18 protein-coding genes are annotated in these 22,567 nt (G+C 39.5%); 8 read left to right on the forward strand and 10 right to left on the reverse strand.

Going from position 1 to position 22,567, the window contains the following annotated elements:
* Positions 1-92 precede the first annotated feature (92 nt).
* The gene (rpsD, locus tag MHB44_RS16555) at positions 93-695 is read left to right on the forward strand and encodes a 30S ribosomal protein S4 (RefSeq protein WP_053996481.1); all 603 of its coding nucleotides are present in this window, start codon (positions 93-95) and stop codon (positions 693-695) included.
* A gap of 51 nt (positions 696-746) precedes the next feature.
* Here the strand turns inward: rpsD and MHB44_RS16560 are convergent, their stop codons facing one another.
* Together MHB44_RS16560 and MHB44_RS16565 are read right to left on the reverse strand one after the other, a co-directional pair.
* The gene (locus MHB44_RS16560) at positions 747-1,604 is read right to left on the reverse strand and encodes a CPBP family intramembrane glutamic endopeptidase (protein WP_341300079.1); all 858 of its coding nucleotides are present in this window, start codon (positions 1,602-1,604) and stop codon (positions 747-749) included.
* 150 nt (positions 1,605-1,754) lie between these two features.
* Entirely contained in the window at positions 1,755-2,198 is a 444-nt protein-coding gene (locus MHB44_RS16565) for a TetR/AcrR family transcriptional regulator (RefSeq protein WP_341300080.1), read from the reverse strand.
* Between the two features lie 620 nt (positions 2,199-2,818).
* Here MHB44_RS16565 and MHB44_RS16570 point away from each other — a divergent pair.
* Both MHB44_RS16570 and MHB44_RS16575 read left to right on the forward strand, forming a co-directional pair.
* Positions 2,819-4,024, forward strand: a complete 1,206-nt coding sequence (locus tag MHB44_RS16570; RefSeq protein WP_341300081.1) for an iron-containing alcohol dehydrogenase — start codon at positions 2,819-2,821, stop codon at positions 4,022-4,024.
* A 119-nt stretch (positions 4,025-4,143) separates the two neighbouring features.
* Positions 4,144-4,947 carry a cobalamin-binding protein gene (locus MHB44_RS16575; RefSeq protein ID WP_341300082.1) on the forward strand — a complete coding sequence of 268 codons (804 nt, stop codon included), beginning with the start codon at positions 4,144-4,146 and terminating at the stop codon, positions 4,945-4,947.
* Between the two features lie 44 nt (positions 4,948-4,991).
* Here MHB44_RS16575 and tyrS read toward each other — a convergent pair whose 3' ends face one another.
* Complete coding sequence (gene tyrS, locus MHB44_RS16580; RefSeq protein ID WP_341300083.1) at positions 4,992-6,260, reverse strand: tyrosine--tRNA ligase; 1,269 nt, start codon at positions 6,258-6,260, stop codon at positions 4,992-4,994.
* A 385-nt stretch (positions 6,261-6,645) separates the two neighbouring features.
* On the opposite strand from tyrS, the gene MHB44_RS16585 reads away from it, so the two are divergent.
* Together MHB44_RS16585 and MHB44_RS16590 are read left to right on the forward strand one after the other, a co-directional pair.
* Positions 6,646-9,618 (forward strand): transglycosylase domain-containing protein, encoded by a 2,973-nt coding sequence (locus tag MHB44_RS16585; RefSeq protein WP_341300084.1) that lies wholly within the window; start codon positions 6,646-6,648, stop codon positions 9,616-9,618.
* Positions 9,619-9,711: 93 nt separating this feature from the next.
* Positions 9,712-10,593, forward strand: a complete 882-nt coding sequence (locus tag MHB44_RS16590) for an NAD-dependent epimerase/dehydratase family protein (protein WP_341300085.1) — start codon at positions 9,712-9,714, stop codon at positions 10,591-10,593.
* Positions 10,594-10,645: 52 nt separating this feature from the next.
* Here MHB44_RS16590 and MHB44_RS16595 read toward each other — a convergent pair whose 3' ends face one another.
* From MHB44_RS16595 to acsA, 5 genes are all read right to left on the reverse strand, one after another.
* Positions 10,646-11,776: an acetylornithine transaminase gene (locus tag MHB44_RS16595; protein WP_341300086.1), complete on the reverse strand. Its 1,131-nt coding sequence runs from the start codon at positions 11,774-11,776 to the stop codon at positions 10,646-10,648.
* A gap of 63 nt (positions 11,777-11,839) precedes the next feature.
* Positions 11,840-12,625: an acetylglutamate kinase gene (gene argB / locus MHB44_RS16600; protein WP_341300087.1), complete on the reverse strand. Its 786-nt coding sequence runs from the start codon at positions 12,623-12,625 to the stop codon at positions 11,840-11,842.
* Complete coding sequence (argJ, locus tag MHB44_RS16605; RefSeq protein WP_341300088.1) at positions 12,588-13,820, reverse strand: bifunctional glutamate N-acetyltransferase/amino-acid acetyltransferase ArgJ; 1,233 nt, start codon at positions 13,818-13,820, stop codon at positions 12,588-12,590. Before argJ ends, argB begins: the two co-directional genes overlap by 38 nt.
* Before the next feature lie 34 nt (positions 13,821-13,854).
* Positions 13,855-14,889 (reverse strand): N-acetyl-gamma-glutamyl-phosphate reductase, encoded by a 1,035-nt coding sequence (gene argC, locus MHB44_RS16610; protein ID WP_341300089.1) that lies wholly within the window; start codon positions 14,887-14,889, stop codon positions 13,855-13,857.
* 595 nt (positions 14,890-15,484) lie between these two features.
* Complete coding sequence (gene acsA, locus MHB44_RS16615; protein ID WP_341300090.1) at positions 15,485-17,212, reverse strand: acetate--CoA ligase; 1,728 nt, start codon at positions 17,210-17,212, stop codon at positions 15,485-15,487.
* A gap of 330 nt (positions 17,213-17,542) precedes the next feature.
* On the opposite strand from acsA, the gene MHB44_RS16620 reads away from it, so the two are divergent.
* From MHB44_RS16620 to MHB44_RS16630, 3 genes are read left to right on the forward strand one after another with little or no spacing between them, the layout of a single operon-like run.
* On the forward strand, positions 17,543-18,175 hold the full coding sequence (locus tag MHB44_RS16620) for a GNAT family N-acetyltransferase (protein ID WP_341300091.1): 633 nt from the start codon (positions 17,543-17,545) through the stop codon (positions 18,173-18,175).
* Positions 18,176-18,201: 26 nt separating this feature from the next.
* Positions 18,202-18,849 (forward strand): acetoin utilization AcuB family protein, encoded by a 648-nt coding sequence (locus tag MHB44_RS16625; RefSeq protein ID WP_341300092.1) that lies wholly within the window; start codon positions 18,202-18,204, stop codon positions 18,847-18,849.
* Positions 18,849-20,009, forward strand: coding sequence for an acetoin utilization protein AcuC (locus MHB44_RS16630; protein ID WP_341300093.1), 1,161 nt, complete (start codon positions 18,849-18,851; stop codon positions 20,007-20,009). Before MHB44_RS16625 ends, MHB44_RS16630 begins: the two co-directional genes overlap by 1 nt.
* Before the next feature lie 195 nt (positions 20,010-20,204).
* Here the strand turns inward: MHB44_RS16630 and ccpA are convergent, their stop codons facing one another.
* Together ccpA and MHB44_RS16640 are read right to left on the reverse strand one after the other, a co-directional pair.
* Positions 20,205-21,209, reverse strand: coding sequence for a catabolite control protein A (gene ccpA, locus MHB44_RS16635; protein ID WP_341300094.1), 1,005 nt, complete (start codon positions 21,207-21,209; stop codon positions 20,205-20,207).
* Between the two features lie 217 nt (positions 21,210-21,426).
* On the reverse strand, positions 21,427-22,512 hold the full coding sequence (locus MHB44_RS16640) for a bifunctional 3-deoxy-7-phosphoheptulonate synthase/chorismate mutase (protein ID WP_341300095.1): 1,086 nt from the start codon (positions 22,510-22,512) through the stop codon (positions 21,427-21,429).
* Between the last annotated feature and the right edge of the window lie 55 nt (positions 22,513-22,567).

The following is a 22,567-nucleotide window of genomic DNA, read 5'->3' on the forward strand; positions in this document are numbered from 1 at the left end:
AAAATACATGAAAATAAAATGCTTGTAAGAATGGGTACTACTGGTTTTTGTTTTACAACAAAAAAACCAAATTTAAAGGAGGAGACAACACTATGTCTCGTTATACAGGTCCATCTTGGAAATTATCACGTCGTCTTGGTATCTCACTAAGCGGTACAGGTAAAGAAATCGAAAAACGCCCTTATGCACCAGGTCAACACGGTCCAAACCAACGTAAAAAATTATCAGAATACGGTTTACAACTTCAAGAAAAGCAAAAACTTCGCCATATGTATGGTATGAATGAGCGTCAATTCCGCACATTATTCAACCGTGCTGGTAAAATGAAAGGTGTACACGGTGAAAACTTCATGATCCTTCTTGAAACTCGCCTTGACAACTTAGTTTACCGTTTAGGTTTAGCTCGCACTCGTCGTGGAGCTCGTCAATTAGTAAACCATGGTCATGTTTTAGTAGATGGCAAACGCGTTGATATTCCATCATACAGCGTAAAACCAGGTCAAACGATTTCTCTTCGTGAAAAATCTCAAAACCTTACTGCTGTAGCAGAAGCAATCGAAGTAAACAACTTCGTACCTGACTACTTAGCATTTGACGCTGACAAAAAAGAAGGTACATTCACTCGCCTTCCAGAGCGTTCTGAATTATCAGCTGAAATCAACGAAGCATTCATCGTAGAGTATTACTCTCGTTAATGACCTTACAAGCCCTAAAAACCTTGGTATACCAAGTGTTTTAGGGTTTTTTTATGCGCTTCCTAAACTTAAATGGGTTGCTGGTCCTATCCTTCTACTCTCCTGCCTTTTTCTTTTAGTACGTAACATCAACCCAACAAGCAAATAGAGGAATGTTGTAATAATGCCTGCGGTTGGTGAAATAAGAATTTCTTTTCCTTGGGCAATGTTGAGATAGCCCTCAAGAATAAGCGGATTTACTAAAGCATCCTCTGTCATATGCATAAGGACTAGTGGCCAAATGCTTTTTGTCATAAGATAAATTTCAGTATACATAACATTCCAGAAAATGATGGTGACAATTCCTACAAGCATAAATACCCATCGATTTACAGGAAGTACGCTCGTAATATCATTTTCAGTTAAAAATACAAGGAAGTAAGGAATATGCCAGGCTCCCCACACTCCCCCAACACTAACATAGAGCCAAAGGTCATTTAATTTTAGCTGTATGAGTTTGCTTGTAAGATAGCCCCGCCAAACCGATTCTTCAAAAAAATTTTTAATAAACTGGATAAGTAAACCACTTACAAAAACAGACACGATTGTAGACATATCAAAATTCGAAAAATCTATCCAATTAAAAACATAGCCTACCAGTACAATAATAGATGTGATAACAGGATAAATCAGCAATGCGGTAATATACCATTTTACATTGCCTTTTAAATTAAGTGATAATCCCATGTCCCGCCAACCATCCCCTGCAAAGGCACGCAATAGTATCGTTACAAATAACGGTGAAATTAGCCAAATTCCCATACCAAGTGAATCGCCCTGAGGCTGCTCAGGGAGTGATTTGTCTACCCACACCCCCAGCCATCCACATAGTAAGACAACAATCGTAAAGGCTATCATATTTCCTTTCATTTACAACAAGCCTCCCTATTTTCAAGTATGACAACAATCCACATTGGATCAGGGCACGGTGTTTCAGGATGCAGAGCTATATATTGTGCAATGCCCTGAATAGAACACCAAAATGCTACGGCAAGCGCTTGTGCATTCCCTTGTTTAATGTCACCCTGTAACTGCCCTTTTTCGATGATTAGAGCACTTTTTTTCCATTAGTTTCGTAGCTTCGGCAAGCCTTTCTTTTAGGTCAGGAGCTAAAGCGTCCAAATGCTGCGCGCTTTCCATTAGAACAAACATTTTAGCAGCAAATGAATTTGTCTCAATCATGTTAAATATGTCCTCTACAGCTTTTTTAAAAATAGCTAGCGGTTGTTCTTCATCTGAAGGAGAAAAATCCATTTTAAGCTTTTCACAGCCAATGAGAATGAGTGTTTCATATAACTTCTCCTTCGATTCAAAATAGTGGAAAAGTAATCCCATACTCATATCAGCAGCCTTCGCAATATCCGCAATTTTAGTTTCACCATAGCCCTTTCGAATAAATAAATCTAATGCACATTCTAAAATTAAGGCTTTTCTTCGTTCCTTTTGTACTTGTCTATTTGACATTTTGCCACCTCATTTATTAAATATATTTTCATCGAAATTATATTCAACAAAATTTCCTGCTAAATATCTACCTTCCATAAAAAAAAGATATAAGAAGTAAATTTTTCAAACAGAGGCATTCCACTAGAATTTCAATTAACATCTTTTATGTATTATCAAAAATAGGAGGAATTTTCAAGTTGGTATTTTATGTATTTCTACAATCCACAGCTCCACTAAAAAAGTAACTATTCTTGTCCTAAGTTCGCTAATAAACATAAAAAGGATTATATTCTATTTTATGTTTTTTAAAATCAGCATAACTACTACCTATACGATAAAAATATATTATCATGTATTTACTATTCAATTAGTCATAAAAATAGAACCGTTTTCCAAAAAATATATTTTACTTTTATAGTAAAATATTTTTCAAAACGTAATAAAATCAAGAAGTAAAGCAGTCAATATTTTTAAACGACCTATTAATAGGTTAACTTTTTTGTAAAATAATAACTCCGTAAAAAATATTAATTTTGATAAAAATTTGAGTTGCAGTTTGATAAAAAATAGACTACGATGAATTGCGAAAGGTGGTTCACCATCATTCAAGCAATAATAATTTTAAAGGGGTTGGACATATGTCAGACGTTCTAAAGCAATTTGTAATGCCGAAAACAAACTTATTTGGAGCCGGAGCAATTCAAGAAGTTGGTAATCGCTTAAATGATTTAGAAGTGAAAAAGACATTAATCGTAACAGATGAGGGCTTACACAAATTAGGTCTCTCTGAACAAATTGCAAACATCATTACAGCTACTGGAATTGATGTAGCAATTTTCCCGAAAGCCGAACCAAATCCAACAGATCAAAACGTAGAAGATGGGGTTGCAGTGTATCATGCTGAAAATTGTGATTCCATTGTATCTCTTGGAGGAGGCAGTGCACACGATGCAGCAAAAGCAATCGGACTTATTGCTTCGAATGGTGGACGCATTCATGATTATGAGGGGGTGGATAAATCTCAAAATCCACTTGTGCCTTATATTGCGATCAACACAACGGCTGGTACTGCAAGTGAAATGACTCGTTTCACGATTATTACAGATACAGCACGTAAAGTAAAAATGGCGATTGTTGATAAACATGTGACACCGTTACTTTCCATTAACGACCCTGAATTAATGATTGGTTTACCTCCTGCTCTTACAGCGGCTACTGGTGTTGATGCTTTAACACATGCGATCGAAGCCTTTGTTTCGACAAATGCAACACCAATTACAGATGCTTGTGCAGAAAAGGTACTTCAACTAATCCCAGAATACCTACCACGTGCCTATGCAAATGGTGCTGATTTAGAAGCACGTGAGCAAATGGTATATGCGCAATTTTTAGCGGGTATGGCCTTTAATAATGCCTCACTTGGCTATGTCCATGCAATTGCCCATCAGCTAGGTGGCTTCTATAATCTGCCACATGGCGTATGTAATGCGATTCTATTGCCACATGTTTGCCGCTTTAATGTGACAGCACGTACAGAGCGTTTTGCTCGTATTGCTGAATTATTAGGCGAAAATGTGGAAGGCTTAAGTAAGCGCGATGCGGCTGAAAAAGCGATTACAGCGATTGAAAAGCTAGCTAAGGATTTAAATATTCCTAGCGGCTTCCGTGAATTAGGGGCAAAAGATGAGGATATTGAAATATTAGCGAAAAATGCGCTGCTAGATGTTTGTGCGGCAACAAATCCTCGTAAAGCCACATTGGAAGATATTAAACAAATCATTACAAATGCAATGGGTCCTGTTGCAAAGAAAGAGCAGTCGCTTGAGGCTGTAGCACTTTCTTAATAGTATTAGATGCTAAGGCGGAGAACTTTCTCCGCCTTTTCTTCTATTTAACGATAAGTTCATTGTCTATAAGGCTAACCCTCGTTATACTTTTCTTAAAAAGAATAGGAGATAGCGATATGCGTTTAATTTCAATTTGTCCTAGCAATACAGAGCTGGTCGCCTATTTAGGACTGGTCGATCAGCTTGTTGGTGTTGATGATTTTTCTGATTGGCCAATAGCAGTGAAAAATTTACCACAACTTGGGCCTGATTTATCGATTAATATGGATGCACTAGAAGCATTGGAGCCTGATCTTGTGCTTGCTTCTTTAAGCGTACCGGGTATGGAAAAAAATATTCAGGCATTGGAAGAACGAAACATTCCACATATTGTTTTTAATGCAAACTCCTTAGAGGAAATCGCACAAGATCTTCTCACACTTGGTAAGGTTTGCAATATGGAACAACGGGCACAATCTGTCGTGCAGGAATATTTACAAACAATTGACAACATGCAGCACATTGCTCAAACAATTAAGAAAAAGCCCACGCTTTATTGGGAATGGTGGCCGAATCCTATTTTTACACCTGGCAGTATTAATTGGCTAACGGAAATTAGTGCAATTGCTGGCAGTGTCAATCTTTTTCGAGATGTGGAACTAGCCAGTGTCCAAACAGATTGGGCAGATGTGGTACAGCGTAAGCCTGACTACATAATGATGGCTTGGGTTGGTGTTGCTTTTGAGCGAATAAAGCCAGCCCATGTATTAAAACGTCCACATGCCAAGGATTTAGAGGCTGTCAAAAATCAGCAGCTATATGTTATGGAGGAATGGCTTTATTGTCGCCCTTCTCCCCGCCTTCTTGAAGGAGCCATTAAGCTTGCAAAACTATTACATCCAATGGAATATAAACATATAGAAAATCCCAGTTTCTTATAAAAAAACAACATCCCAGGTAGCTTGTGGGATGTTGTTTTTAGTACTTATACGAATTTCACCATATGGTATTTTTTCTTACCTCGACGGACAATGCTAAATGCATCCTCTAAACGATCTTTTCCATCAACTACATATTGTAAATCCGTCACCTTTTCACCATTTACGCTAATCGCACCATTGGCTACATCCTCGCGCGCCTGACGTTTTGAGGAGGAGATTCCCGCCTCCACAAGAAGGTCCACAATATTTTTATCCTCTTTCGCCATTTCAATAGAAGGAACATCTTTAAAGGCATCCTTCATTTCATCTGCGGAAAGAGCTTTTAAGTCGCCTGAGAATAAAGCGGCTGTAATACGAATGGCTTGCTCTAAAGCTTCTTGCCCATGAATTAAACGAGTCATTTCTTCAGCAAGTGCCTTTTGTGCCTTCCGTAAATGTGGCTCTTCCTCTACAGAAACGGCCAATGCTTCAATTTCTTCACGAGAAAGGAAGGTAAAGATTTTTAAGTATTTTACAACATCCGCATCCGCAGCATTGATCCAGAATTGGTAGAATTCATATGGTGATGTTTTTTTGCCATCTAGCCAGACAGCACCACCTGCTGTTTTACCAAATTTTGTACCGTCTGCTTTTGTCACTAAAGGAATTGTAATCCCGAAGGCTTTTGTCTCCTCCTCATGTGTTTTTCGAATAACCTCTAAGCCTGTTGTAATATTGCCCCACTGATCAGAGCCACCTACTTGAATACGACAGTTGTAATGGTTGTATAAATGATTGTAATCAATGCCTTGAATTAATGTATAGGCAAACTCTGTAAAAGAAATACCTGTATCAAGACGTGAGGCAATTGTATCCTTCGCTAGCATGTAATTGACATTAATTAATTTGCCATAATCACGTAAAAACTCAATTGTGTTCATATTGCCAATCCAGTCACGATTATTGACAAGCTGTGCCCCATTGCCATCCTCTGCAAATTCAAAAATACGCTCTAATTGACTACGAATACCTTGGACATTTTTATCAATTTGTTCTACTGTTTGTAATTGACGCTCTTCAGAACGACCAGATGGATCTCCAATCATCCCTGTTGCACCGCCAACAAGTAAAATTGGACGATGACCTGCTTTTTGGAAGCGACGTAATGTTAAAAGTGGCACGATATGCCCGATATGCATAGAGTCTGCCGTTGGGTCTACACCACAATATAAAGAAACAGCCTGCTCCTCTAATAATTTTGCCATACCTTCTGCATCTGTTTGCTGGTAAAGCAAGCCACGCCATGCTAAATCTTGTAATAATTCGGTTGTCATAGTTACTCCTCCTAAAATGATTGAAAATTTATTGCGTGTAGAAAAAAGAAAAGTCCCTACACGCAAAATTTGCATGCAGGGACGTTAAATCGACAATTAACGCGGTACCACCCGGCTTGAAGATGTCATCCACCTTCCACTTCGTTCAATCGCCTTTATCGCAGGCGCGCACGTCTAAGCTCCAAGCACGTAATTCGTCTCTACATTATGACCAGTTTTCACCAACCACTGGCTCTCTAAACAGGGAATATAGATACTACTGCAAGCTCTTCCTCACCAGAAAACTATAAACATTATTCTATACGAATCTTTTTCAATGTCAATAACTATGTTCCTACTAAAACAATATGTGCTATAATAAACAAGATTTTAGGAGGTCGATACATTGAAAGCTAAGATTCAACAAATCAATGCAAAAATCGATGAATTACTGGAACGAACATGGATGAAGAGATTACGTATTTCAGGTAGTGTTGCCTGGAACTTATTTTTACTATTTTTAGTCTTTGCATTGGTTGGTACTGTATTTGTCGGTTCAGTTGGTGCTGGTTATTTTGCTTCTCTTGTAAAAAATGAGCCATTGCGTTCAAAAGCAGAGCTGCGAAATCAAATTTTTAGCTATGAAGAAACCAGTGAAATTTATTTTGCCAATGATATTTATATTGGGAAATTACGTACAGATTTAGATCGTCGTGAAACTTCACTTAGCAATGTTGCACCCGATGTAATTAATGCGGTTCTTGCAACAGAGGATGAATATTTCCGCGAGCATACTGGCATCGTACCAAAAGCAGTTATTCGCGGATTATTACAAGATGTCACAAATTCTGCTACACAGACAGGTGGCTCTACTCTTACCCAACAGCTTATTAAAAACCAAGTATTAACAAATGAAGTATCCTATGAACGTAAGGCGAAGGAAATTTTACTTGCGATGCGTTTAGAGCATTTTATGACAAAGGAAGAAATATTAGAGGCTTACTTAAATATTATTCCCTATGGTCGTAACTCATCAGGTCGAAATATCGCTGGTATTGAAACAGCTGCTGAAGGGATTTTTGGCATCAAAGCGAAAGAGCTAGCACTTCCACAGGCAGCATATATCGCTGGTATTCCGCAGGCGCCATTTGCCTATACACCGTTTACAAATACAGGTGAGCTAAAAAGCGAGGAAGCGTTACAACCAGGTATTGATCGTATGAAAACAGTGCTTTATCGCATGAAAGAAGCTGGTTATATTAATGATGCGCAATATCAAGAAGCGCTCGACTACGATATTACTGCCGATTTCCGCGGACCTGAAATGCGCGCGGAGGATCGTTATCCATGGCTTACATATGAGCTTGAAAGTCGCGCCAAAGATATTATTGCAGAAAAGTTAGCGCAAGAAGATGGCATTGATGCTGAGCGTTTGAAATCAGAAAAAAAATTAAGAGATAAGTATACGATTTTAGCTGATCGTGATGTTCGCTCAAAGGGCTATCGAATTTATTCAACGATTAATAAAGATATGTATGATGCGATGCAAAAGGCAGCACAAGACTTCCAATATTATGGTCATACGTATACTGGGAAGGGGAAGGACCCTGTAACTGGTGAGGAAACTGATATTGAAATGCCTGTACAGGTAGGTAGTATTCTAATTGAAAACACAACAGGTCGAATTTTAAGCTTTGTCGGTGGACGAGACTTTAAAACAACACAGGTAAATCATGCGACACAAGCTTATCGCTCGAATGGTTCTACAATGAAGCCATTGCTTGTTTATGCACCAGCGATTGAATATGGCGTTATCGGTGCAGGTAGTCCATTAGTTGACGTAAAATTCTCCATTGGTTCATGGAGCCCAAGCAACTATATTACAAGTGATGAACGGGGAATTATCCCTGCACGTGAGGCTTTAGCAGACTCGCAAAATATTTCAGCACTACGTTTATATAATGATATTTTGAATAAACGTCCTGCCGACCTATTAGTTAAAATGGGCTTCAGTAAATTACATCCTGATGATTTCACCAATCTTGCAACAGGTATCGGTGCTTTACATGAAGGGGCAACTGTTGAAGAAAACACGAATGCCTTCGCAACCTTTGCAAATGGTGGACAGTTTATAGATGCTTATATGATTGATCGAATTGAAGATCAAGATGGCAATATTATTTATCAGCATGAGATAGTGCCTACAGAAGTATTTAGTCCTGAAACGTCATATATTATTACAGATATGTTACGTGATGTATTAACAAAAGGAACAGGCACACTTGCACGAAACTCATTAAAATTCTCTTCTGACTTCGCTGCCAAAACGGGGACTTCTCAAGAGTATAAAGATGTTTGGTTAGTAGGCTATAACCCGAATGTCTCTCTTGGCGTTTGGATGGGCTATGATCAGCCACGTACCTTATATGCCTTTAATAATACGTATTCACAGCCTAGTGTTCGTATTAATAAGCTATGGGCAACGCTTATGAATTCTGTTTATGATGTGGACCCGCAGTTTATTGATCCACAAACAAGCTTTAAGAGACCACCAAATGTCGTGAGCGCTTCATTCTGCGGTATTTCGGGCTTAGCGCCTTCTGCAGCTTGTTCAAGTGCTGGTCTTGTGCGTTCAGACTTATTTAATGCAAAAGTATTTGTACCATCAAAACCTGATGATAGCTTCGGCTCTGGAAGCGGCAGCGTTGTAACGATTAAAGGGAAAACCTATAATGCCCTATCAAGTACCCCTGCTGAATTCACGAGATCAGGTGGTGTAGGGATTAATCAAGCCTTTATTACACGAATGTTAGGAAGACTTGGCGGTAACCCTGCTAATTTATTACCAAAAAATTCATCATTATCGAACTCGTCTGTCTCAGCATTGGATTTCCCAGCCGATAGTAGCCCACCAGCAACAGTAAGTGCTACTGTGAATGGCTCCACATTATCGTGGTCAGGGTCATCTAATGATGTGGTTGGCTACCGTATTTACAATGTTACAAATGGTGGCAGAAGCTTAGTTACATCTGTGCTTGAATCAACACAAAGTATGACTGTGGCTAGCGGACAAGCCTATGTTGTTGTCGCTGTCGATATTACAGGCTTAACATCTGCTCAATCCAATGTTGTTTCTACAGGTGGTAGCGAGAACATCCCTGAGCCAGAGGAAAATGAAGAAGAACAAGAGCCAGATCAAGAAACACCAACGACACCACCTGCTGAGGGGAATGGCAATAGCAGTGAGGGAAATGGGAATGGTGCTGCAAATGGCAATGGGTCTCATAGCAATGGGAACGGTGGCACAGCAAATCCTAGTGATGGTTCAAATGGAGGAAACACCGGCACTCCTCCGCCTACAGATACACCACCTCAATAACAATCAACCTACTACATTTCATCTTTGAATTGTAGTAGGTTGATTTTTTTGCCATGATAGAGAGGATTACTATTTTAAAGGGGTGGCATATTAATGAACATATTAGTTTTAGGAGGTACACGTTTTTTTGGTCAAAAGCTAGTGAAGCTTTGTCTTCAAGAGGGACATCATGTCACTATTTTAACGCGAGGTCAAACAAAGCATCCATTCGGCTCAAATGTAAAGCAATTAATTGTTGATCGCAATAATGGTGAGGCATTAATACAGGCTCTTGCTCATACAGCATGGGATATTGTTTATGATAATATTTGCTATTCTCCAGACGAAGCACAGGTTATTTGCAAGGTATTAAAAGGGAAAACAAAAAAGCTTGTTTTTACTTCTACATTGTCAACCTATGAGGTGGATGGCGAAATTAAAAAGGAAGAAGACTTCGATCCATTCCATTATCCTATTCGTATGGGACACCGAGAAGATTTTTCTTACGGAGAAGGAAAGCGACTAGCAGAGGCTGTTTTATTTCAAACAGCTACTTTCCCTGTTGTTGCTGTCCGTTTCCCCATTATTATGGGTGAGCATGATTATACACGCCGTTTACACTTTCATATTGAGCATATTTTACACAACCAGCCTATCATTGTCTCCAATATCGATGCACAAATGAGCTATATGACAGATAAGGAAGCCGCTGCATTTTTATATTTTGCTGGGATGTACCCGATTGAAGGTCCTTACAATGCAACAGCAAATGGTACTATTTCATTAAAGGAATTAATTGCGCTTATTGAACAAGCAAGTGGCAAGCAGGCAAAAATCTCTCTTGTTGGCGGCGATCAGGTATCTCAATCACCCTATAACATTCCTGCGCATTGGTATATGTCAAATACAAAAGCAACTACAGCAGGATTTACATTTAGTGAGCTTCATGAATGGCTACCGAAATTAGTAACAACATTAATAAAGCAATTACAATAACGATTTAAAACCCCAATAATCCACTATAACTAGCAGATTCTTGGGGTTTATTTTAAGGCAAAATTGTCTTTAAAATAGCAATAGCTTCGTCGATCTCTTTCTTTGTTACCGTTAAAGGTGGTAAGAGGCGAATAACATTGGGCCCTGCGCCTACCAGTAATAGCCCCTTATCCTCTGCTGCTGTGATATAAGATGCTACCTCTGTTGCACCGCAATCAATTCCTAATAATAAGCCCTGTCCTCGAATCGTATAACTAGAAGGTAAATGAGCTTTTAATTGCTCCACAAAATAGGTAGCCATTTCTTGTACTTGCTGTAAAAATGCTGGCTCAAAAATATGGCTTAACACAGCCTCTGCCACACTCATCGCAAGAGGATTACCACCAAATGTTGTGCCATGTGTACCTGGGCTAAATGTCGCATAAAGCTCAGCCGTTCCTAGCATTGCCCCAACAGGGAAGCCCCCGCCTAAGCCCTTTGCCAATGTAATAATATGTGGCTTTAATACGGTTTGCTCAAAAGCATAGCGTGTTCCTGTGCGTCCAATACCTGTTTGTACTTCATCAATAATTAATAAAATTCCCTTATCATTACAAGCCTGCGCAATGACAGCTGCAAATTCTGACGTCACACTATTAACGCCACCCTCTCCTTGAATCATCTCCAGCATAATAGCTGCTACAGAGTCATCAATGGCGGCTTCAAGTGCAGTAACATCATTAAACGGCAAAATTGTAAATTTTTCAACAAGCGGTCCAAAGCCATTATGTATTTTGCCTTGACCTGTCGCAGACATTGCTCCAAACGTACGACCATGGAATGATTTTTCAAACGTAATAATATGATGTTTTCCTGTATGCTTACGTGCTAATTTAATGGCGGCTTCATTTGCCTCCGTTCCGCTATTACAGAAAAAAGCATGAGCAAAATGTGTATCAGCTATTAGTCGTTGAGCTACCTTCTCCTGACCAGAAATATCAAAAAGATTGGATGTATGCCAAAGCTTTTCACTTTGCGCTTTCACTGCCTGCACAATGGCTGGATGTGCATGACCAAGACTTACCACAGCAATACCGCTCGTAAAATCTAAATATTGTTTCCCAGCAGAGTCCTCCACAATGGTTCCCTGCCCTTTAACAATCTGTGCGCGACGTTGCCCATAGTTTCCAAATAAAGCACTCATCTTATCATCTCCCCTATTATTAAAATGTTCTTCTTATCACACTATATATTAAAGATTCAAACATTATGAGGAATAGCTTTTACTGGAAGCTACAATTGTTGTACCTACTAATGCTTCCCCCACAATTTGGACAGCAGGAATACCTGCTTGTAAACAATCGAGAGCACCCTGTACTTTGGGGATCATCCCCCCATAGATATGCCCTTCTTCTATCCATTGCTCAATTAAGGCAGGTGTGGCCGTTGCTTGATATTCATCATCAATACGAATACCACTCACATCTGTTACCAGTAATAAGCTATCTGCTCCTACAGCTAATGCGACTTCACTTGCAACAGTATCTCCGTTAATATTTAATGCCTGCCCTTCTTCATGTGCACCAACACAAGCAATAACAGGGACAATCCCTGCATGTAAGAGCGCTTCAAGCAATGATGTGTTGATAGCTTGAACAGCGCCCACATAGCCATAAGTGTCTTTATCTAAAAAATCTGCGACCATTAGCTGACCATCAAAACCATTTAAGCCAATTGCTGCAATGCCAGCACTCGTTAATTCATGAACTAATGCAGGATTCACTTTTCCTATTAATGTTGACTGAACAACTTCCATAGCTGCTTCATTTGTCACTCGTATGCCATTTAACGTATGTGACGCAATGCCTCGAGCTGTCAGTTCACGATTAATAGCAGGACCGCCACCATGAGTAATAATAAGCTCTACACCGCTCTCTTGTAGCCTTTTAAAATTTTCAAAAAACGCTTCATTTAAGCCCGCCAGTGTACTGCCTCCAAGCTTGATGACCATACGTTTACGAGCGGTATGATGCATTGATTTGAACGTAGTCATAGGTTAAGTCACACCCCCACGCATGCCCCTTGCCCTCACCAATACCAAGAGACACATAAATTTTGACTTCATGCATTTTTAAAAGCTGAATTAACTCATCCTCTGAGAAAGGCACTGGCTCTCCATTTTCAACCATTGTTGCCCCACCAATTTGAATAGTGATTTTATCTGGATCAACCACTGCACCACTATAGCCTACTGCTGCAATAATACGTCCCCAATTGGCATCACAGCCAAATACAGCAGTCTTGACAAGTGGTGAACCAACAACTGATTTGGCAATTTTACGTGCCTCCTCATCTGAAATAGCCCCTTCAACTTCAACTTCAATTAGCTTTGTTGCACCTTCGCCATCCTTCGCAATCATTTTTGCTAAATCTTCCGCTACCATTTTCAATGTATAGTAAAAATTATGCCAATCCGGATGCTCAGGTGTTAACGTATCATTATCTGCTAGACCATTTGCTAAAACAACCACTGTATCGTTTGTAGATGTATCTCCATCCACTGTAATCGCATTAAATGTTAAATTCGTAATATCTGCAAGTGTTTTTTGTAAAACATCTGCTTCAATTTTGGCATCTGTTGTAATAAAGCCAAGCATCGTTGCCATATTCGGCTCAATCATCCCTGACCCTTTTGCTACGCCAGCAATAATGACTTCCTTGCCATCCACAATCGTACTATAGCTAGTGTTTTTCATCACAGTATCTGTTGTTAAAATAGCCTGTGCAAAATCAATGGCACTTTCCAAACTGTCCTTTGGCTCTAGCTTTTGAATGCCATCGATAATTGGTTCCATTTTCATGATTTCCCCAATCACCCCTGTTGAGCAAACGCCTACTAAGTTTGCTGCAATGCCCAATTTTTCAGCCGCTAGTGCTTGCATTGTTTGAGCATCTTGCAGACCTTGCTTACCTGTGCAGGCATTTGCATTTCCAGAATTTACAATCATCGCCTGCATCTTCTTTGTTGTGTAGACTACTTCTTTTGTCACCTTTAATGGTGCTGCCTGCACAGCATTTGTTGTAAAAACACCTGCAACACTAGCAGGAACCTCACTTACTAAAAGCGCTAAATCCTTTTTCTTATGCTTTAAACCGCAGTGTAGCCCCGCTGCCTTAAAGCCCTTTGGTGAAACAATATTTTTACTTGATAATTTTTTTATACTATTTGTGGATGTCGACATGGTCATTTCATTTCCTCCTTCGATTGAAAAATCACAGTTGCTAAATAAAGAATGGTACAACATCTAGCCCTGTTGTTTGGGGTAAATCAAATTGAACGTTCATATTCTGGATCGCCTGCCCTGCTGCTCCTTTGACAAGATTATCAATCACACTAACGATTGTGGCACGGTTTGTACGGCTGTCCACCTTCACTAAAATATCGCAATAATTGGAGCCCTTTACACGATTGGTTGCTAAGCTATTACTATCTGTCACAATCCGCACAAATGGATGCTTTTCATAGGCTGTCTGTAAGCAAGCAACTAAATGTGCCTCCGTAATACCTGGTAACACAGGAGCATAGGTTGTTGCTAAAATTCCCCGTGTCATGGGTACTAAATGAGTATTAAACGTAATCGTTGTATCCACATGTGCAAACATAGAAATAGCTTGCTCAATTTCCGGGATATGCTGGTGGGTATTCATTTTATAGATTGAGAAGTTCTCATTGGCCTCACTAAAATGCGTTGTTTGTGATGGCTTATTACCAGCTCCTGAAATACCACTTTTCGCATCAATGACTAAAAAGTTTGGATCAATTAACTGCTCTTTTAACAATGGTAATAACGACAATAAAACAGCCGTTGGGTAGCAACCTGGATTGGCAATCAGTGTTGCCTGTCGTATAGCCTCTGTATTCCATTCTGTTAAGCCGTAGACACTTTGCTGAATGCTTGTGAATGGTGCAGCTTTTTTGCCATACCATGTTTCATAGCTTGTCGGGTCTTTTAATCGGAAGTCACCAGACAAATCGATCAATTTTGGGCCTTTCCCTACCAATGGTGGTAAAAGTTCGCTCGTCACCCCAGAAGGTGTACTTGCAAACACGACATCATATTGTGCCAAAATGTCATGATCAATTTTTTGCAAGGGTATATCAGCAATTTGCACAAGATGTCCAAACTTGGAAGAAAAAATGACGCCTTCCTCAGAAGATGTAAATAACTCAATCTGCTCTACAGCTGAATGATTATGTAAAAATCGAATAAGTTCCAATCCGCCATATCCTGTTGCTCCAACAATACCTACTTTCAATGCGCTCACCTCTGAAATAAGTTAAAAATAGTATACGTCTGCATAATTATTAAGTCAACTGAATTTTTATTTAATTATAATTTTTATCGTTTTCCGACAGAAGACGCCCACTCCTAGGAATGTGTAAGGTGTAGCCCCATGAGTAAGTGGGAGATGAATGTCGGTTGGCGATAGCCAACATGCCTTCTTGAGGGTATAATATTCTTGAACGATTCTACTGTAGTAGTAGGTGTATAAATAGAACTCGTCTGCTGGCTATCGTTCGCCAATAGCTTTCAAGAGTCGCACGAGATCACTGTAAACCTATGGCACGAAAACCAAGTGTCAAACCGAAAACAAGATTGAAAGACCATACGAATCTCGTATCAATCGTAGGGACTACGAGGGTAGCCTGCTAAAAAACTGGCGGTTACGTTGGTGTTCGCAGGAATCTCCCACTTCAAGCGTGAGCTAAGTGGCGAGTAGTTCAAGAAAAGATACCGCTTACTTCTATATAATTGTAAGTATCAGAAAAAATAGGGCAAGAATCCTTTCGTTCATCGAAGGAATTCTTGCCCCTTTTTATGCATCTATTGTATAAATATCGACGGGTCTTTTAATCTTCCATTGTTGATAAATCACCTGTTGGTAAATTTAATTCCCATGCCTTCAATACACGACGCATAATTTTTCCGCTACGCGTTTTTGGCAGCTTGTCCTTAAATTCAATTTCTCGTGGTGCTGCATGAGCAGATAAGCCCTTCTTTACAAAATCACGTATATCCTCAATTAATACATCGGAAGGCTCAACACCATCACGCAATGCTACAAAGGCTTTAATAATTTCTCCACGTACTGGGTCAGGCTTACCAATTACGCCTGCTTCAATCACATCTGGATGCTCTAGTAGCTTACTTTCTACCTCAAACGGCCCTACACGCTCACCAGCCGTCATAATAACATCATCCACACGCCCTTGGAACCAGAAGTAGCCATCCTCATCCATATAGGCAGAATCTCCAGATACATACCATTCACCTTTTAAGAAATAGGATTCATAGCGCTCTGGATTGCCCCAAATTTGGCGCATCATCGCAGGCCAGCCTCGTCGAATAGCTAAGTTCCCCATTGTAAATGGAGGTACCTCCTCACCCGTATCATCAACAATCGTTGCATAAATACCAGGGAGTGGTTTTCCCATAGAGCCTGGCTTGATATCCATCGAAGGATAGTTACAAATCATATGAGCGCCTGTTTCTGTCATCCACCATGTATCATGGATACGGTGTCCTAGCTCCTCTACCCCCCAGCGAATGACTTCTGGATTTAATGGCTCACCAACCGATAAAACATGTCGTAGCGACGATAAATCATAATTTTCAAGCAAGCCACTGCCCGCACCCATCAGCATACGGAACGCTGTTGGGGCACTATACCAAACAGTTACACTATAGTCCTCAATAGCTTGATACCATGCTTGTGGTGAGAATCTTCCACCAACAATTAACATTGTCACGCCATTTAACCATGGACCAAAGATGCCGTAAGCAGTTCCCGTTACCCAACCTGGATCGGCTGTACACCAGTAAATATCATCATCACGTAAATCAAGCACCCACTGTGTTGATTGATATTGCTGAATCATCGCATTATGGACATGTAGCACTCCTTTTGGCGCACCTGTGGAACCAGATGTATAATGAAGAATCATTCCATCTTCTCGATCCACCCATTCAATATCAAATTGACTAGAAGCCTCTTCTAAATGCTTCTTAAAATCTAATATTTGCTCTGTTTCCTCTATTCCTTCACCCACTAAAAAAACACGTTCTAATTTTGGTAATTTAGCTAAAGGTACACGGTTAAGTAGCTCTGGTGTTGTAACGATTGCTTTTGCTTCACTATCTGCCAGTCGATCATAGACAGCGCCTTCCATAAAAGCCTCAAATAATGGCCCGACAATGACGCCCATTTTTAACGCACCTAATAATGAAAAATAAAGTTCAGGTGAACGTGGCATAAAAATAAATAAACGATCCCCTTTTTGTAGATTCGTAGTTGTTTTAAAGACATTTGCCGCTTTATTTGTTAGCCTTTTCATGTCATTAAAAGAGTATGCCTCTTTACGCTTCCCATCATTAAAATAAAGCGCGACCTTATTTTTGCGATACGTTTCTGTATGACGATCAATTGCCTCATACGCCATATTTACTAAACCTGTTTCGAACCAGCTAAATGCTTTTTCCGTATCAGCCCAATTATGCGTTTTTGCCGTTTCCTCATAATTTGTTAGGTGGTGCTGACCAGTTAAAGCAGTTAACTTCTCTTTCATTTTCATCCCCATGAAAATACCCCTTTCTTTGCATTTACCTTTGACTATATATCGTGAATGTTAGCAATCCCCTCTGCTATTATTCACGATTTTCCATCAAGGAAAAATAATGATGCAACATTTGTTATATAACAGATAAAGATAGTGAAAACAATTAAAATATCATTTATACTACTTTCATCTGTTAAATAACAGAAGCAATATAATACTATTTTACACGAATTCACATAGAATGTCTCAATATTTTTATTTTTCCAAAAATATAGGTATATTTTGCAAAAATAAACGTTTTTCCGCAAGAAATCAGCTATAATGTAATTATTAAACTCAGGTGGTGTAATTATGGAACATAAAAAAACTTTTTTTTCTGTCACAAAGGAAACAAAGCATGGTACTGTGTATGTGGAAGGACCTGTTCCTCCAGAAAAATTAGCTTCATATTCCTTCCATGAAGGCTTGGTTGCCTTTAGACCCCCAAAGCAACAACAGAAAGCCATTATAGAAATTGCAGGACTTCCTGAAGGACGTATTGTTATTATACGCAAGGATGATACAATCGTTGGCTATGTTACTTACCTTTATCCTGATCCACTTGAACGGTGGGCTGAGGATCGCATCGATAATATGATTGAGCTAGGTGCTATCGAAGTGATTCCAGAATATCGTGGCACAGGGGCAGGCAAGGCATTGCTAGCCGTTTCATTTATGGGGGATGAAATGGAAGATTATCTGGTGATTACTACTGAATATTATTGGCATTGGGATTTAAAGGGGACTGGTTTAAATGTTTGGGATTATCGCAAAATGATGGAGAAAATGATGAGTTCAGCTGGTTTCGAATATTTTGCTACAGATGATCCTGAAATTACATCACACCCAGCAAACTGCCTCATGGCGCGCGAAGGAAAACGCGTGTCTACTGAAGCAATGGAAAGATTTGATAAGCTTCGTTTTAGAAATCGTTTCATGTATTAAAATCAACACAAAGGGGATATGTATAGATGATCGTAGAAGAAATTATGAATGATAATCCTTACACATTAGCTCCTAGTAATACAGTGCTTGAAGCGCTAAAGCTAATGCGTGAAAAAAAAGTGCGTCATTTGCCAGTTGTAGATGAGGAGCAGCATGTGCTAGGCGTAATTACAGAGCGAGATATTAAAGAAGCTTTACCCTCACCATTACAAGATGAACCTAACTCTCCTATTTTTCATGCACGCGTAGAGGAAATTATGGTGAAGAATCCACTGGTTGCTCATCCACTTGATTTTGTCGAAGAGGTAGCGCTTACATTTTATGAATCGAAAGTAGGCTGTTTACCCATTGTCTCTGGAGGAAAACTAGTAGGAATCGTCACAACCACTGACTTACTCTATACATATATAGAGTTAACAGGTGCTACAGAACCTGGCTCCAAAATTGATATTCGTGTATCTGATACGCCAGGAATTTTATTTGAAATCACGAAAATATTTCATCAACATCATGCCAACGTCCAAAGCGTCTTAGTTTATCCTGACTCTGAAAATACACAAAATAAAATTTTAAGCGTCCGAGTAAAAACACTCAATCCTTTAGCCATGATTGAAGACCTTCGTAAAGAGGGCTTTGATGTCTTGTGGCCTAATTTACCAGGTGTTTCATTATAATGAAAAAGGCAGTATTTGTTTATTCACCTGAACAACTCGGATATAAATTTTCAGATACACATCCTTTCAACCATAAACGCTTGACGCTAACAATGGACTTATTAAAAAATAGCAATGCACTCAATGATGTCGATATTGTGCCAGCGCGTGTGGCAACAGAAGAGGAGCTTTTGCTGGCACATGATCCAAAATATATTGATATCGTAAAAAGAGCAGGACACGGTGAATTATCGGAAGCCCAAGGTGAAAGCTATGGGATCGGTACAGAGGATACGCCTATTTTTCCAAATATGCATGAAGCAGGTGCACAGCTTGTGGGTGGAACATTGACCGCTGTAGATTATGTAATGGAAGGCAAAGCAGAGCATGCCCTCAATCTTGGTGGCGGATTACATCATGGTTTTCGTGGACGTGCATCGGGCTTTTGTATTTATAATGATAGTACAGTTGCCATCCGTTACTTACAGGAAAAATATAATGCCCGCGTACTCTATGTCGATACAGATGCGCATCATGGAGATGGTGTGCAATGGAGCTTTTATGAGGACCCAAATGTCTGTACATTATCCATCCATGAAACAGGTCGTTATCTTTTTCCAGGAACAGGGAATATTACAGAGCGAGGCAATGGTCAAGGCTATGGGACCTCCTTTAATTTTCCAATGGATGCTTTTACAGAGGATGAAAGTTTCCTAGATATTTATGAGCAATCTATGCGCGAGATCTTTGAATTTTTCAAGCCGGATGTTGTGTTAACCCAAAATGGAGCTGATGCTCATTACTTTGATCCGTTAACACATCTACATGGCACAATGAATATTTATCGTGAAATTCCAAAGCTTGCACACCAATTAGCCCATGAGTATTGTGATGGTAAATGGATTGCTGTTGGTGGCGGTGGCTATGATATTTGGCGTGTAGTGCCTCGTGCCTGGGCTATGCTATGGCTCGAAATGACAAATCAAGCGCTACCAACTGGTCCACTACCACAAGCATGGCTGGATCGCTGGCAGCCTGAAGCACCCGTTCCATTAATTCCCACTTGGGAAGACCCAAATCCTTTATACGAAGCAATCCCACGAAAAGCTGAAATTGAAGAAAAGAATGCACAAATGTTAGCGAAAGCGCTACACATCATTCGCAATGAAAAGCGAGATTAACCTTGAGCCTCACAATATTTGTGGGGCTTTTTTCATTGGATTCGTAGCACAGCTCTATCCATCGTTTTGTGGTTTCTATCTGGTAATGGAAAGGCTCTATCCGTCATTTGAAGATATCTATTCTCTTGTCTATCCCTCTAGCAACAAAAAAAACACGTAAATCCGCTATCATCAGATTTACGTGTTACTATTTCATTATTTACTTTTAACAGATTGTCGATGCTCAATACGGTGTGGTAAAATTACCGCCTCGTCCTCCACAGGCTCCTTGCTCATCAATTTAGTGAGCAGGCGCATCGCAACAGCCCCAATATCGTAAAGTGGTAGCGCAACACTTGTAAGCTGTGGACGAACCATTCGTGCTAACTTTGAGTTTTCAAAGCTCATTATCTCAATATCGTCAGGTACATTTTTCCCTGCATCCTGCGCCCCATGGATTAAACCAATCGCTAATTCATCACTGCCTGCAAAATAAGCTGTGGGCGGATTATCAAGTGCAGCTAACCTCTCCCAAGCCTCTAAGCCCATATCATAACTAGACTCCTCTGCGGCAATTAAAGCTTCATCGATTGGTAATGCAGCATCCTGCAAGGCCTTCTTATAGGCTGCTAGCTTGAATTTGCCATTAATTGTATACGAAAGTGGACCTGTCACAAAGCCAATTCGTGTATGTCCATTTTGAATCAGTAAAGAAATGGCTTCATAGGCTGCTTGGAAATAATCAATATTCACAGTAGCGATTGTTTGGGATTCATCTACTGAGCCTGCAAGTACGATTGGTACGGGGGAATGGTCCATGGTTTGTTGCATTTTTTCCGTTACCTCATCACTCATCATAACAATGCCATCTACCTGTTTGCCAAGCATGGTATCGAGTAGTTGTAACTCTTTATCTTCATGTTGATCCGAATTGGCCAAAATAATATTGTAGCGATACATTGTGGCAATATCCTCTACCCCACGAGCCAGCTCAGCATAAACATTATTTGCAATATCTGGGATAATCACGCCAACTGTTGTTGTTCTCTTACTTGCTAAACCTCGCGCTACTGCGTTTGGACGGTATTCTAATCGTTCAATTACTTCTAATACTTTTTTTCGTGTTGCTGGCTTTACGTTTTGATTGCCATTGACTACACGAGAAACCGTTGCCATAGAAACATTTGCTTCTCTCGCAACATCATAAATTGTAACAGTCATCGTACGTGCCTCCCTTTTCCTAATTATAAGGCCCATCATCAATAATAAAGATGCATGATGAGGAACCATTGATAGCCCTATCATACGATAATTTTCATATGACTTTCAAGAAGAACTAATAAACCCAAGTATAAATAGTCATATTCTAGCCATTAATTTGTCACGATACAACAAACACCGCCTGCAAAAGTAAGCAAGCGGTGTTTATTATTAATCATTAAGCATGAACTTCATAGTTTTTCATGAATTTTTGTAGTGTTTCATAGAACGCATCAAATGTTGGAATATCCATTTGTTGCTGTGAGTCAGAAAGAGCTACAGATGGATCTGGATGCACTTCAGCCATAACACCGTCAGCGCCAATAGCAATAGCTGCTTTCGCACATGGTAATAATAAGTCACGACGACCTGTTGAATGCGTTACGTCTACCATAACTGGTAAATGTGTTTCTTGTTTTAAAATTGGTACAGCTGAAATATCTAATGTATTACGTGTAGCTTTTTCATAAGTACGGATACCGCGCTCACATAAAATAATATTTTCATTGCCTTTTGACATAATATACTCTGCCGCATGAATAAATTCATCAATCGTTGCAGCTAAGCCTCGTTTTAATAATACAGGCTTATTTGTAGCTCCTGCTGCTTTTAGTAATTCAAAGTTTTGCATATTGCGTGCACCAATTTGGATTACATCAATATAATCTAATGCTTCCTCTAAATGACTAGGTGTTACAATCTCTGTAATAACAGCTAAGCCATATTCCTCTGATACACGTTTTAAAATTTTAAGACCTTCTAATCCTAGACCTTGGAAGTCATATGGAGAAGTACGTGGTTTATATGCACCACCACGAATTAATTTTTCACCTTTTGCTTGGATAGAGGCTGCAACTGCTGCTACTTGCTCATAAGATTCAACTGCACAAGGGCCGAATACAAATGATGGTTTACCTTGTCCAATTAATTCACCATTAATATTAATGATAGTATCTTCTGATTTTTTCTTACGAGATACAAGCAATTCCTTCTTCTTATCTGCTTCAAGTTGCTTTAAAGCTGTTTTAAAGATTTGCTTAAATATATAATCAACCGTCATTTGGTTTAATGGACCATTATTATGTTCCTTAATAAGATCAAGCATATGTCTTTCGCGTAATGGATCATAACGATGGACACCTTGTTTTTCTTTAATTTTACCGATTTCATCAACTACAGTTGCACGTTCGTTAATTAGACGAAGAATTTCTAAATTTAAGCCGTCTATTTGACTGCGTAAGCTTTCTAAATCTTTTTGGCTCATGCGTTGTTGCTCCTCTCATTATGACAGACACTTTCAGAACTCTGAAATGTATGTT

This window comes from Lysinibacillus sp. FSL H8-0500 (assembly GCF_038051955.1).
Taxonomy (GTDB): domain Bacteria; phylum Bacillota; class Bacilli; order Bacillales_A; family Planococcaceae; genus Lysinibacillus; species Lysinibacillus macroides.